The following is a 12,652-nucleotide window of genomic DNA, read 5'->3' as shown; positions in this document are numbered from 1 at the left end:
CCTCATCGCCCACCACTTGATTGAAAAGGCTCCCAGCGATGGGGGCCTTTCCCTTTTGGGCCCAGTGCAGAGGGATTCGAACCCGCAAGGGTGCGGAGCTGAGGAAACGCGCAAGCGTTTTCCAGCGCAGCACGCGAGGAGCGGAGCGACGAAGCGGGGCGCGGGCGGCGCCAGCCGCACGCGGACATCCCTCATCGCCCACCACTGAATTGGAAACGGTCCTCGCAAGGGGACCGTTTTTGTTTGCATACGGCCTATCCCAGCCATGGTAAATCGATAGCAAAACGGGCTCCAGTTTGCCCAATCGTGCGCCAAACGGCACGTGACGGTCTGGAACCCGCTTCAAACTGCTATGTCTGATGGCGCTAAGCTAAAACACCCGCCAGGATCTCGATTAGGCTGTCCACATCGGCTTCCTCGCACACGAGCGGCGGCAGGAAGCGCAGTGTATGTGCACCTGTAGCGTTAATCACGGTACCAGCCACCAATGCGCGAGCCACAACGTCGTGCGCATCACCCGCAGCATCGTCCAAATCGCAGCCGAGCATTAGGCCGCGACCACGCACCTCGGTAACATGCGGCAGCTTGGCGAGCCTTGCCTCCATATAGGCACCCACCTTGGCGGCATGGTCTGCGTAGTCACCGCGCACAAGCGCGGAGAGCGTCGCGGCACACGCCGCGATGGCCAAGCAGCTGCCGCCGAAGGTCGAACCATGGTCGCCGGGCTTAAAGATGTCAGCGATTTCTTTCTTTGCCACCACGGCACCCATGGGCACGCCGTCGGCGATGCCCTTGGCAAGACTCATGATATCGGGCTCCACACCATAAGTCTGGAACGCGAACGGCTTGCCGGAGCGGAAAATACCACACTGGACCTCATCGGCGATAAGCACGGCACCTACCTCGTGTGCCAAGTCGCGCGCCGCCGCCATAAACTCCTCGGTCATGGGATGCACACCGCTTTCGCCCTGGATCGGCTCGAGCATCACAGCGCAAATCTCGCTTCCCAGCTGCTTAAAGATTGCGCGCAGTTCATCTACATCGTTGGGTGTGCATGCCACAAAGCCACCCGGCAGCGGGCGGAAACTGTCCTGCAGCCAATCCTGCATGGTCGCGGCAATGGTCTCGAGCGTACGACCATGAAATCCGCCGCGCATACACACGATGGTGTTGCCACCGTTGCCAGCACGTTTGGCATACAGACGCGCGAGCTTCATAGAGCCCTCGTTGGCCTCGGCACCGGAATTGGCAAAGAACGTCTCCCACACCTGCTCGCCCGCAGCCGGAGCGCCAAGCGCCGCCGCCGTGGTCTCGTCGCCAGCGGCAATCGCGTCGGCAAGCACGCGCGCACCGTCCGCATCGTCGTTGGCGAGCTTGGACAGCAACGCCGCGACCTGGCCGCGCTGCTCAATGTAGAAGTAGTTGGAGACATGCAGGAGCTTTTTGGCCTGGGCCTCGAGCGCCGAGAGCACCGCCGGATTGCCGTGGCCTAGGCTGCATACGCCAATACCTGCAAGAAAATCGAGATATTCGCGACCATCGTCGCCGGTGAGCTTCATGCCGTGGCCCTCGACAAACTCGACCGGCGAGCGGCCAAAGGTTTGCATAACGTAGTGGGATTCGAGCGATTGTTGAGCTGCAAGTGACATGAGATGCCTTTCGTTAAGCGCCAGGTGGCGCGGACTGTGGGTGTAACGGTGTGACGATTTCTAACCAGCTAGACCGTCTGGAGCTTCTCGACCTCGTCGAGGTTCTCGGTCAGGCGCGCCGCAAAGGTCGAAAGCGGGTGCGGATGCGTATCAAATTCGTAGGCCGTCTCGGTAGAGTGGATCACGGTGCCGACGCCGGCATCGGTCAGCAGCTCCAGGAGCAGCGAATGCGGCGTGGTACCGTTAATGATGTGAGCGCGAAATACGCCGCCGACAAGCGCATCGACGGCCGCGCGCAGTTTGGGAATCATGCCCTTATCGACCTCGCCACCGTAGAGCATCTCATTAACCTCGTCGAGCGTTAGGTTGGAGATGAGCGAGTCTTTATCGCTAAAGTCCTTGTACAGGCCGTCGACGTCGGTCAAAAAGATCGCCTTGTGCGCGTGGAGCGCCGCCGCAACGGCACCGGCGGCGGTGTCGGCGTTGATATTGAAGAAGCCACCGTCCTCCCCCGCCGCGACGGTAGCGATGACGGGAATATACTCGCTATCGAGCAAGTTCTCGATGTAGTCGGTGTTGACATGCGTCACTTTGCCCACGCGTCCGAGCTCGGGGTCGAGCGGCTCGGCGATGAGCGTGCCGGCGTCGCTGCCCGATACGCCCACGGCCAAGTTACCGTGGTGGTTGATTGCCGCCACCAGCTCTTGGTTAACCTTGCCGCCCAGCACCTCGCGCACGATATCCATGGTCGCCGGCGTGGTCACGCGCTGGCCGTTCTTAAACTCGACGGGCATATCGTAATGGCTCAGCGCCTCGTTGATGGCTTTACCGCCGCCATGCACGATGACGGGGCGCATGCCGATAATCTTGAGCAAAACGATGTCGCTCATCACGTCGCGACGCAGTTGCTCGTCTACCATGGCGGCCCCGCCATACTTGATAACGACCGTCTTGCCGGTCAGGTTTTTAATCCACGGCAGCGCTTCGAACAGCAGCTGCGCAGTTGCTTCGTTGGATTCGCTCGAACGACAATCGCGTGCGAATTTCATAATCTGCCTCGTCTTTCGTATCGTTATCGCGCTGTGCTCCGCTGCCCGCAATCGCGGCGAGATGCGCAGCGTGCCTGGAGTCTAGGAGCGGTAGTCACCATTGATTGAGATGTACTCGTGCGTGAGGTCACAGGTCCACACGGTCGTTGCCGCGTCGCCTGCACCCAGGTCGGCCGAAATCACGATCTCGGGCGCCTCAAAACGTCGCAGGGCCTCGTCCTCGTCAAAAGGAACAGTCAGGCCATCGCGGCAGACGGGCATGCCCATCATGTCGATGGAAACGTCTTCCTGATTAAACTTTACGCCGCACTTGCCGAGCGCCATGGCAACGCGACCCCAATTGCAGTCGTGACCAGCGATGCAGGTCTTGACGAGCGGCGAGTTGGCGACGGCGCGGGCGGCGATATCGGCTTCCTCGTCGTTGGCGGCGCCGGTGACGTTAACCGTCACGAGCTTTGACGCACCCTCGCCATCGGCCGCGATGTTACGCGCCAGGCTCTCGCACACCTCGTGCACGGCAAAGGCCAGCTCGTCAAAGGCGTCAGTGCCCTCGACGATGGCCTCGGCATCCGCGGCGGCAGCGCCAGAAGCCAGCATGATACAGGTGTCGTTGGTCGAGGTATCGGAATCGACCGTCACTTTATTAAAGGTCTGTGTAACGGTCGAGAGCAGTAGGGTGTGGAGCGCCGCCGACTCGACGGGGGCATCGGTAGTAATGACCGCGATCATGGTGGCCATATTGGGCATGATCATGCCCGATCCCTTGCACATGCCGCCCACCGTATAGGTATTGCCTGCGTGCCCCGCGGCCTCGCTGCGGTAACACACGGCATACTCCTTGGAATGCGTATCGGTCGTCATGATGGCACGGGCTGCATCGGCGCCGCCATGGGCAGAGAGTGCCTCGTAGGCGGACGGAATTGCCGTCTCAAACGTGTCGATCGGCAGAATCTGTCCGATCACGCCCGTGGAGGCAACTAAAATCTGTTGGGGTTCACAGCCAATGACCTGCGAGGCGATGTTGCACGTCTCACGCGCACAGGCAAGGCCGGTCTCGCCCGTGGCGGCGTTCGCGTTGCCGGAGTTGATTGAAACACCGGCGATGATGCCATAGCCCTTGTCCGTACCGCCCAGGTTGGCACGGCTCACCTGCACGGGCGCCGCACAAAAGCGGTTAGTCGTAAACACGCCGGCCCCGGGACAGGGTTTATCGGGCACAACGAGCGCGTAATCCAGGCGCTCGGGATTCTTGCGGAATCCGGCATGGATGCCCGCCGCCTTAAAGCCGGCTGCCGCCGTTACGCCGCCCTCTACGGCACGAATCTTGATATCGAACTGCTCAGCATTCATCGTCTTTACGACTCCTTATGTCAAACAAAAAATGGGCATCGGTTGGTGCGCCATGCCAGCCACAATCATGAGACCAGCTTAAAAGTGGCGCCAAACTCGATACCCGACTACCAAATCGTTAATAATCGAATGTGCTACACCGGGCACGCCACTGTGGGCAAGCCTCGTCGCTCGTCAAAACCAAAGACGATGTTGGCGCACTGGACCGCCTGGCCCGCAGCGCCCTTGCACAAATTGTCGATGGCGCCCGTCGCCACCAGCACGCCCGCACGCTTGTTGAGCGCAAGGCCGATCTGGGCGGCATTGGTACCGACAACCGAAGCCGTCTTGGGCTGCTGGCCGGCATCGAGCACGCGCACAAAGGTACGACCGGCGTAGAACTTCTTGTAATGGTCGACGGCATCCTCAAGAGTCAGCGCTTCGAGAGCCTGCGTTGCGAGCGGCAGCGTCACCGTAGAGAGCAGGCCGCGCTTGAGCGGTGCCAGGTGCGGAGTAAAGACGACGCGATCGGTAAGGCCCAGAATTTGCTCGATTTCTGGCGTATGGCGATGTTTTCCTACGCCATAGGCCTCCAGATTCTCGTCCGCGCTGCAAAAATGGGTGCGGGTGTTGCACGACTTACCGGCACCCGTCACGCCACTGATGGCGTCGACGACTACGGGGCCGCTCGGGGCCACCCAGCCCGCACGCACGGCAGGCGCGGCAGCAAGACTCGTTGCGGTGGGATAGCAACCGGCGCAGGCGACCAGCACGGGTCTGCCAGCGGCATGGCTGGAAGCAGCGGTCTCTAAGTCCTGGCAGAACAACTCGGGCAGACCGAAGGCACGTGTTTTAAGCAACTCGGGGCTCGTGTGCTCGGCGGCATACCATGTCTCAAAGACAGACGCGTCGCTCAGACGGTAATCGGCCGAAAGATCAAAGCAAGAGACACCCGATGCAAGCAGAGCGGGCACCTGTGCCATGGCAGCCGTGTGCGGCACGGCGAGAAAAACCGCATCGCAGCTCTTGAGTTCAGGGGCGTCATGCGTGGTGAAAACCAGATCGCTCACGCCAGCAAAGCTCGGATACACCGCGGACAGCAGCTGGCCGGCATCGGCGTTGGACGTAATGGCAACAAGTTCAAACTCGGGATGGCCGAGCACGAGGCGAATAAGCTCGGCACCGGCATATCCAGCCGCGCCGACGATTCCAACCTTTAAAGACATATCGGACTCCTTGTCTGCGGTCTTATGCGTCATTGCGCATTCCGCAGCCGTCGTTATGAGGTAGGTTGAAACTTTAGCACCCGAGAATGCATATTTACGCAAATAATTTGTGTCTTCATGCATTGAAACATACCCGACACATTCGCTTGAAAGAATTGACAAAAAATAAGCGAGCTCTGCATTAGCCGCAGCGCATCATGCTGCTGGCCAATGCGGAGCCCACCTTATACGGAATACCAAACTTAAGGGTCGCCCAGAGCAGCCTAGAGCTCGACCGGAACCCATTCGTCGTGATTGCAGATAAAAGCCTCGGGGTCCTCGACGCTAAAGAAGACGAGCGTGGGGTCGTTAGGCCCCTCATAGTGCTCGCTCAAGCGCTCAAGATGCTTCCACCCGGCCTCGCGCATTTCATCCGAAGCCCGGTCGTCCAGACCCGCACGCCCGCGCAGGATCAACCAACCATGGCCCGGCCACCAACTCGTGGCCTCAAAGCGCTGGTTTTGCAGCAGCTCTTGCCACACATCTTTGGTGCGCGCCGTTACAAACCACAGCTTGCCGTCCTGAATCTGCGCAAACGAGAACGGACGCACATGCGGCTGCCCGTCCACGCTCGTCGCTAGGTACCACGCCGGCACCGACGTCAGATACTCCAGCACCGTATTCAATCCGTCCACGTTTCCTCCTGTCATCTGACCAGTCTTTTTGGAATGGGCAGCTAATTTGGGAAATTAAAGTTCGAGGAGCTCTTCGCTGCCGTCGATATCGCAGAACCGTGCGGCGATGTTGCGGACCGAGAAGAACGCAAGGCGGCCATCGTTGGCACTATCGTGTTGCTCGCCAATGCCCACCATGTGCTTAAAGCCCGTCTGGCGCACCTTGTCACTCACGAATGCATCGTCCTCGAGTGCGGCCTCGCCAGTTAACACGATCCAGCACTCCCCCGGCTTCCAGCCCGATACCTCAAACTTGGGATTCTTGCTCAACTCCGCCCACACGTCCTTGTCGCGCGACGTGCAAAACCACAGCTTGTCGTTATCGACCATGGCAAACGAAAACGGCCTCACGCGGGGCTGATGCCCGTCGTTTGCATCGGTCGTGGCAAGATACCACGCCGGAATGCGTCTGAGATACGAGCAGACGCGCTCGAGCTGAGCCGTGCGATCGATGTCGGTCATAGAGACCCCTTTCTTGCGCTCGAATCGAGCTTAGACGAGTTGAAGATTGATAACGACAACGCATGCCACCAGCAGCGCCATCGCCACCGCGGCCAGTGCATCCCCGCGACCAAACGTAAGCGCATGCAGACGCGTGCGTCCCCGCTCGCCGTGATAGCAGCGCGCATCCATGGCGGCCGAAAGCGTCTCGGCATGACGGAACACGCCAGTAAACAGCGGAATCGCCACACTGCCGAGCATGCGCACGCCACCGAGCGGACCGCCCGTCACGCGCGCGCCACGGCTTGCCTGTGCATCGGCCGTCTGTTTCATCTCGGTGGCAAATTGTGGCATAAACCGCAGCGCGATACCCATAATCATGCCGAGCTCGTGCGCCGGAAGCCCCACGCGCGCGAATGGTGCGAGCAGGCGCTCAAAACCCGCGGTGAGGTCGAGCGTCGGCGTGGTGAGCGTAACGGCGCTCATGCCGGCCATCATCATCGTCAGACGACACGCCATAAACGTCGCAGAACGCAGCGAGCCCTCGCTCACCTGCAAAAAGCCAAACTGCCACAGGATGCGGCCACTCTGATCGGAAAACAGATTGAGCACCGCGACCACCACGACAATCGCCAGCAGTGGTGCCATCGACGATAGGACCCGACGCAACGGAACCCGGGCCGCGACATAGACCAGCACGACAAAAATTGCGATCGGAACCAGCCCGCGGAAGCTGCCGACGGTGAGCGCAGTGATCAGAAATGCGAAACCTAGGAGCAACTTAGTGCGCGGATCCAGACGATGCAGCGCGCTTTTCCCCGGATAGTAGCTGCCAAATGAGAATGCCTCCATTAGCAGCCCTCCTCTTGCGTGGCCATCTTGGAACCAGCCTGACGCGACGCCCTCAAAGGTCCGTCCGCGCAGCCTAGCAGTATGCCGGCCAACTCGTCGGCCAGCGACTCAACCGTATAAAGCTTGTCGCAGCGGAGCGGCACACCGGCTTGCACGAGCGACAATGCCATGCGCTGCGCAGCGGGAACACCCAAGCCGATCGATTTGAGCTCGTTCGCGTGCGCAAAAACCTGTGCGGGCGTTCCCTCGGCAAACACCGCGCCCTCGTTCATCACAACGATACGGTCGCAGCAATTGGCCAGGTCATCCATGCTGTGCGAAACCATGACAACGGTCAGGCCCTCACGATGGAGCCGATCGATGAGCTCCAGGAAATCCCTGCGCGCAGCCGGATCGAGCCCCGCCATGGGCTCGTCGAGCACCAGGACCTCGGGCTCCATGGCGAGCACGCCGGCAAACGCCACGCGGCGCTGCTGACCGCCCGAAAGCTCAAAGGGGCTCTTGTCGCCTATCGCAGCAAGGTCGAGGCCCACGCGCGCAAGCGATGTTGCGACACGGCGAACAACCTCGTCTTGCGGCAGGCCAAGGTTGCGCGGGCCAAACGCCACGTCCTGCGCCACGGTCTCGGCAAATAGCTGGCGCTCAGGATACTGAAACACCACGCCGACCTTGGCCTTAACCGCGGCGGCGCCTTTCTTGCTTGATAGGTCGAGCCCCAGTGCGCAAACGCTCCCCTCCTGTGGACGAATCAGCCCGTTGAGGTGCTGAACCAGCGTTGATTTACCCGAGCCGGTATGACCCGCCAGGCCCAGAAACTCGCCGCGACGCACCGTCAGCGAAACATCACGTAGCGCCCAGGGGCTGTTTGGATCGTTGCCCCAAAGAGCCTGTTTGCCCGATGCGCCCACAGTGGTCGAGCGCTTGCGCCATCGGCGGCGCTCGCGGGCGCTCAGCGTGTAACTATGCGAGAGGTGCGAAATCTCGATGACGGGTTCCGACGCGACCATCCCGTCGGCTGCAGAGGATTCATGGTCAAGCACACGAGAATCGGATGCGGAGGGCCGCCCAGCGACGTCCGCCCCGCTCCGCTCAGCATAAACCTGTGCAATCTCGGCGACCATATCCGCCTCACGCACCTGCGCGCAAACGGGTACGCCCTTCGCGCGGAGTGCCCTACCTAGACAGCACGACGCCGGCATATCCAGGTTGAGCTGGGCAAGTTCGTCCGCCCGCGTCAAGATTTCCTCGGGCGCACCGAGCATGGCAACGCGCCCCGCCCGAAACACCGCGACACGATCGGCCTCGGCGGCCTCTTCCATAACGTGCGTAATCATCACGATGGTCATGCCGCGATCGTGCAACGCGCGGCAGACCTTCATGAGGCCCTTACGTCCACGCGGATCGAGCATCGAGGAAGCCTCGTCCAATATGAGCACACGCGGTTCCATGGCGAGCACGCCGGCAAGCGCCACGCGCTGCTTTTGGCCGCCCGAAAGTGCATGGGTCTCGTGGCGCTCAAAGCCCACCAGGCCCACACCCTTCAGCGCCTCGCGTACGCGCTGCGCAATTTGCGCCGATGGCACGCCAAGGTTTTCGGGACCAAACGCAACGTCATCTTCGACAAGCGTTGCCACCAGCTGATCGTCGGGATTCTGGAACACCATGCCCGCGGTCGAACGAATGTCGTAGACCAACTCGGGATCGGATGCATCCATGCCGTTGATACGCACCGTTCCTGCATCGGGCTGCAGCAGCGCATTCAGATGCTTGGCAAACGTCGACTTGCCCGACCCATTGCCGCCGAGGATGCAGAAAAACTCGCCATCCTCGATGTTCAGATCGATACCGTCGAGCGCCGGCGTGACACCGTCATAGCTAAAGGAAACGCCTCGACAATCAATCATGCGCGGCCTTTGACCTGGTTCTTTTTAGGCGTGATGAGGTTGGAGACCGCCTTGTACACTGCAAGCGTGAGCACCGAGTTGAGCACGGTCTTGATAAGGTTGAACGGCAGCACGGCAGGAACCATGAGCGGAGCGATCGCATCGACCGAGCCATACCAGAACCATACGCCAATGGTAAGGTTTGCGACCATAGACAGTGCCGTAGCGGCAATGACACCGAACACCAGGCCAATCACGGCACCCTTATAGGTATGCATCTTCTGGTAGACGATAGCCGCGGGCAGAATGTAGCCCAGCGTGGCAACCAGGTTCATAAGCGCACCGACCCAGTCACCCGTGGTGAGCGCGTGAATAACGATAGCCATAGCGGCAACAGCAGTACCGGTGCCGGGACCATACGCAAAACCGCACACCATCGCCGGCACCAGCGACGGGTCGTAGGTCAAAAACGGCGCCGAAGGAAGGATGGGCAGCTGCACGTACATAAACAGGGCGCCCAAGGCGCACATCAGCGCCATGGTAACGAGCTGTTTGGTGCTCCACCTATTCGTGTTCTCAAAATGGATATGCTGCGACTGTTCAGACATAAGATCACCTGCCTCTTTCATCCGGACTCTAACCGTTGGTACTGGGATCTCACCAGTTCAGCCGGCATGCGAACCAACGCACGCACGGGTCGCGGACTCATCGGCTCGGACGCAGGTACCGCGCCTGCGCCACGGCGCCCCTCTGGCACCGTCCGATTTACCGCCAGTGGGGAATTTCACCCCGCCCTGAAACAGCAATTCCAAGTCTAGCACGGGCAGGCTTTCGCGCAAGTACGCCAAAGGTAATTTATGGTGGGGATCAGTTGCCGCAACAACCACGTTCCCCACCCATCCCACAGTAACGCGCCTTTCGCGCAAAGCGCGAAACAGCGTCCGGGATACGTATCCCCAACAACCATGTCCTTCTCCGCGAGCCGACCTCAAGGCCGTAAACGTAGGGAATCCGGGGGCGTGACGGGGCTTCTCTCCGGAACATTCCGCAGGACGCAAAGAGGCTCCGCAGCGCGAAGCGCGATGCGGAGCCTCTTTGCATGTCCGAGGACGTTCCGGAGAGAAGCCCCGTCACGCCCCCGGATTCCCGGTGGGAGTTCTAGACCTTGTCGGCCTTAGTACATACCGCCGCCCTGCTGACCAGCGGTAGCAGCAGCGATAGCATCCTCAAGCTGAGTGTTCTTGGGCACATCGGAAACCGTGGCCTCGGTGATGAGGATCAGGCTGGCGACAGAAGCAGCGTTCTGCAGGGTGACGCGGCTGACCTTGACGGGGTCGAGGACGCCCATCTCGATCATGTCGCCCCACTCGCCGCTGGCAGAGTTGAGACCCTGGCCAGCGGGCAGCTCGGCGACCTTGTCGACCACGACAGCGCCCTCAAAGCCAGCGTTCTTGGCAATGGTTGCGACCGGAGCGGTCAGAGCCTTCTTGACGATGTCGACGCCGATCTTCTCCTCGGGGTCGTCGATCTCGACTGCATCGAGCGCAGGCACAGCGTCCATGAAGGCGACGCCGCCGCCAGCGACAATGCCCTCCTCGACAGCAGCGCGGGTTGCCTGCAGGGCGTCCTCGACGCGGTGCTTGATCTCCTTGAGCTCGGACTCGGTGGCAGCGCCGACCTTGATGACGGCAACGCCACCGGAGAGCTTGGCCAGGCGCTCCTGGAGCTTCTCGCGGTCGAAGTCAGAGGTGGTGTTCTCCATCTCGCCCTTGATCTGAGCAATACGGGCGTCGATGGCCTCCTTGGAGCCAGCGCCGCCGACGATGACGGTGTTGTCCTTGGAGATGGTGACGGACTTAGCGGTACCGAGCATATCGGCGGTGATGTCAGCGACCTTCACGCCCAGCTCGTCCAGAGCAGCCTGACCACCGGTGAGGACGGCGATGTCCTCGAGAATGCGCTTGCGGCGATCGCCGTAGCCCGGAGCCTTGACGGCGCAGACGTTGAGGGCGCCGCGGATCTTGTTGAGGACGAGGGTGGGCAGAGCCTCGCCGTCGATGTCCTCAGCGATGATGAGCAGGCCACGACCAGCGCGCTGGACAGCCTCGAGAACAGGCATGATGTCCTGGACGCTGGAGATCTTCTGGTCGGTGATGAGGATGTACGGATCCTTCATCACGGCCTCCATGCGGTCGTTGTCCGTGACGAAGTAAGCGGAGACGTAACCCTTATCGAACTGCATGCCCTCGACGGTGTCGATGGTGATGTCGAACGTCTGGGAATCCTCGACGGTGATGACGCCGTCCTTGCCCACGACTTCCATGGCCTCGGCGATCTTCTCGCCGACCTCGGGGTCACCGGCGGAGATGGTACCGACGGAAGCAATCTGCTCCTTGGTCTCGACCGGCTTGGCCTGCTTCTTCATCTCGGCGACGGCGGCGTTGACGGCCTTGTCGATGCCGCGACGGATGGCCAGCGGGTTGGCGCCAGCGGCGACGTTGCGAAGACCGTCGTTAACGATGGCCTGAGCGAGCAGGGTTGCGGTGGTGGTGCCGTCACCCACGGTGTCGTTGGTCTTGGTGGCGACCTCCTTCACCAGCTGGGCACCCATGTTCTCAATGTTGTCCTCGAGCTCGATCTCCTTGGCGACGGAAACGCCGTCGTTGGTGATGGTCGGGGCACCGAACGTGCGCTGCAGGGCGACATAGCGACCCTTGGGGCCCATGGTGACGGTAACGGCATCGGCCAGAGTGTTGACGCCCTTGGCAAGCTTAGCGCGGGCATCGGTATTGAACGTAATGTTCTTTGCCATGGTAGGTAATCCTCCAAAAGAAATGTGACTCACGTCGCCGCTTCCGAGTCCTATGCGGCGACCGCGTTCAAAGACGAATCAGAGAGCCTGATGAGACTAGGCCTCGACGACGGCGTAGATGTCGTCGGCGCGCATCAGCAGATACTTCTCGCCGTCGACCTTGACCTCGTTGCCACCGAACTTGCCGTAGATGACAACGTCGCCTTCCTTGACGTCCATGGGGATGCGCTCACCCTTGTCGTTGACCTTGCCAGCGCCAACGGCAACGATGGTGCCGCGCTGCGGCTTCTCCTGAGCGTTGCTGGCGATATACAGACCAGAAGCGGTCTTCTGCTCGGCCTCGTCGGGCTTGACCAGAACACGATCTGCAAGCGGCTTCAAAGACGACATGCTTGTCTCCTCCTTTTTGGGCCGCGTGGTTATGCCACGCGAATTAACCCTATTTGTTTGCGTACGCGTTGAATGGTACCCACGAATGGCGGGTTATACAACACAGAGTCAAAAAATCTTATTTTTTGGCACTTAGATTTTCTGAATGCCGGGGGGATAACTTGTGCGCAGCTCCCGTGTGGCGCCGGAGGGGCGGGGCATAAGGTTTCCTGCTCGGGCAGTCCTGCTCGCACGAAGGCCACATTACGTGGCCTTCGGCTCGTGCGGAACTCGCGATAAACCTTATATCCCGCCCCTCCGGCGCCACA

The 12,652-nt window shown here is 60.7% G+C and carries 11 protein-coding genes and 1 riboswitch; all 11 genes read right to left on the bottom strand.

The window, feature by feature from the left end:
• Window positions 1–365 precede the first annotated feature (365 nt).
• The gene (locus ACTQZF_RS07595; RefSeq protein ID WP_441554978.1) at window positions 366–1,649 is read right to left on the bottom strand and encodes an aminotransferase class III-fold pyridoxal phosphate-dependent enzyme; all 1,284 of its coding nucleotides are present in this window, start codon (window positions 1,647–1,649) and stop codon (window positions 366–368) included.
• Window positions 1,650–1,717: 68 nt separating this feature from the next.
• Window positions 1,718–2,698, bottom strand: coding sequence for an acetylglutamate kinase (gene argB, locus ACTQZF_RS07590; RefSeq protein WP_427718310.1), 981 nt, complete (start codon window positions 2,696–2,698; stop codon window positions 1,718–1,720).
• 81 nt (window positions 2,699–2,779) lie between these two features.
• Window positions 2,780–4,048, bottom strand: a complete 1,269-nt coding sequence (gene argJ / locus ACTQZF_RS07585) for a bifunctional glutamate N-acetyltransferase/amino-acid acetyltransferase ArgJ (protein WP_441554977.1) — start codon at window positions 4,046–4,048, stop codon at window positions 2,780–2,782.
• 134 nt (window positions 4,049–4,182) lie between these two features.
• Window positions 4,183–5,253 carry an N-acetyl-gamma-glutamyl-phosphate reductase gene (gene argC, locus ACTQZF_RS07580; RefSeq protein ID WP_441554976.1) on the bottom strand — a complete coding sequence of 357 codons (1,071 nt, stop codon included), beginning with the start codon at window positions 5,251–5,253 and terminating at the stop codon, window positions 4,183–4,185.
• A 263-nt stretch (window positions 5,254–5,516) separates the two neighbouring features.
• Window positions 5,517–5,927: a pyridoxamine 5'-phosphate oxidase family protein gene (locus ACTQZF_RS07575; RefSeq protein ID WP_427718303.1), complete on the bottom strand. Its 411-nt coding sequence runs from the start codon at window positions 5,925–5,927 to the stop codon at window positions 5,517–5,519.
• Between the two features lie 54 nt (window positions 5,928–5,981).
• On the bottom strand, window positions 5,982–6,428 hold the full coding sequence (locus ACTQZF_RS07570) for a pyridoxamine 5'-phosphate oxidase family protein (protein WP_154514803.1): 447 nt from the start codon (window positions 6,426–6,428) through the stop codon (window positions 5,982–5,984).
• 30 nt (window positions 6,429–6,458) lie between these two features.
• Window positions 6,459–7,259, bottom strand: coding sequence for an energy-coupling factor transporter transmembrane component T family protein (locus tag ACTQZF_RS07565; RefSeq protein WP_441554975.1), 801 nt, complete (start codon window positions 7,257–7,259; stop codon window positions 6,459–6,461).
• Window positions 7,259–9,163, bottom strand: coding sequence for an energy-coupling factor transporter ATPase (locus ACTQZF_RS07560; protein ID WP_441554974.1), 1,905 nt, complete (start codon window positions 9,161–9,163; stop codon window positions 7,259–7,261). Before ACTQZF_RS07560 ends, ACTQZF_RS07565 begins: the two co-directional genes overlap by 1 nt.
• A complete protein-coding gene (locus ACTQZF_RS07555) occupies window positions 9,160–9,750 on the bottom strand; it encodes an ECF transporter S component (protein WP_441042574.1) in 591 nt (196 codons plus the stop codon). The genes ACTQZF_RS07560 and ACTQZF_RS07555 overlap by 4 nt, the downstream gene beginning before the upstream one ends.
• A gap of 5 nt (window positions 9,751–9,755) precedes the next feature.
• Window positions 9,756–9,948, bottom strand: a riboswitch (FMN riboswitch).
• Between the two features lie 368 nt (window positions 9,949–10,316).
• Window positions 10,317–11,954: a chaperonin GroEL gene (gene groL, locus ACTQZF_RS07550; RefSeq protein WP_154514811.1), complete on the bottom strand. Its 1,638-nt coding sequence runs from the start codon at window positions 11,952–11,954 to the stop codon at window positions 10,317–10,319.
• A gap of 96 nt (window positions 11,955–12,050) precedes the next feature.
• On the bottom strand, window positions 12,051–12,344 hold the full coding sequence (gene groES / locus ACTQZF_RS07545) for a co-chaperone GroES (protein WP_089572547.1): 294 nt from the start codon (window positions 12,342–12,344) through the stop codon (window positions 12,051–12,053).
• Window positions 12,345–12,652 lie beyond the last annotated feature (308 nt).

This window comes from Collinsella sp. LCP19S3_H3 (assembly GCF_052119145.1).
GTDB lineage: Bacteria > Actinomycetota > Coriobacteriia > Coriobacteriales > Coriobacteriaceae > Collinsella.
The sequence above is the reverse complement of the archived record's forward strand: the minus strand, read 5'-3'. Positions and strand labels throughout refer to the sequence as shown.

Coding starts and splice junctions, on each gene's coding strand:
- ACTQZF_RS07595 (WP_441554978.1), bottom strand. CDS start 1,649: ATGTCACTTGCAGCTCAACAATCGCTCGAATCCCACTACGTTATGCAA.
- argB (WP_427718310.1), bottom strand. CDS start 2,698: ATGAAATTCGCACGCGATTGTCGTTCGAGCGAATCCAACGAAGCAACT.
- argJ (WP_441554977.1), bottom strand. CDS start 4,048: ATGAATGCTGAGCAGTTCGATATCAAGATTCGTGCCGTAGAGGGCGGC.
- argC (WP_441554976.1), bottom strand. CDS start 5,253: ATGTCTTTAAAGGTTGGAATCGTCGGCGCGGCTGGATATGCCGGTGCC.
- ACTQZF_RS07570 (WP_154514803.1), bottom strand. CDS start 6,428: ATGACCGACATCGATCGCACGGCTCAGCTCGAGCGCGTCTGCTCGTAT.
- ACTQZF_RS07565 (WP_441554975.1), bottom strand. CDS start 7,259: ATGGAGGCATTCTCATTTGGCAGCTACTATCCGGGGAAAAGCGCGCTG.
- ACTQZF_RS07560 (WP_441554974.1), bottom strand. CDS start 9,163: ATGATTGATTGTCGAGGCGTTTCCTTTAGCTATGACGGTGTCACGCCG.
- ACTQZF_RS07555 (WP_441042574.1), bottom strand. CDS start 9,750: ATGTCTGAACAGTCGCAGCATATCCATTTTGAGAACACGAATAGGTGG.
- groL (WP_154514811.1), bottom strand. CDS start 11,954: ATGGCAAAGAACATTACGTTCAATACCGATGCCCGCGCTAAGCTTGCC.
- groES (WP_089572547.1), bottom strand. CDS start 12,344: ATGTCGTCTTTGAAGCCGCTTGCAGATCGTGTTCTGGTCAAGCCCGAC.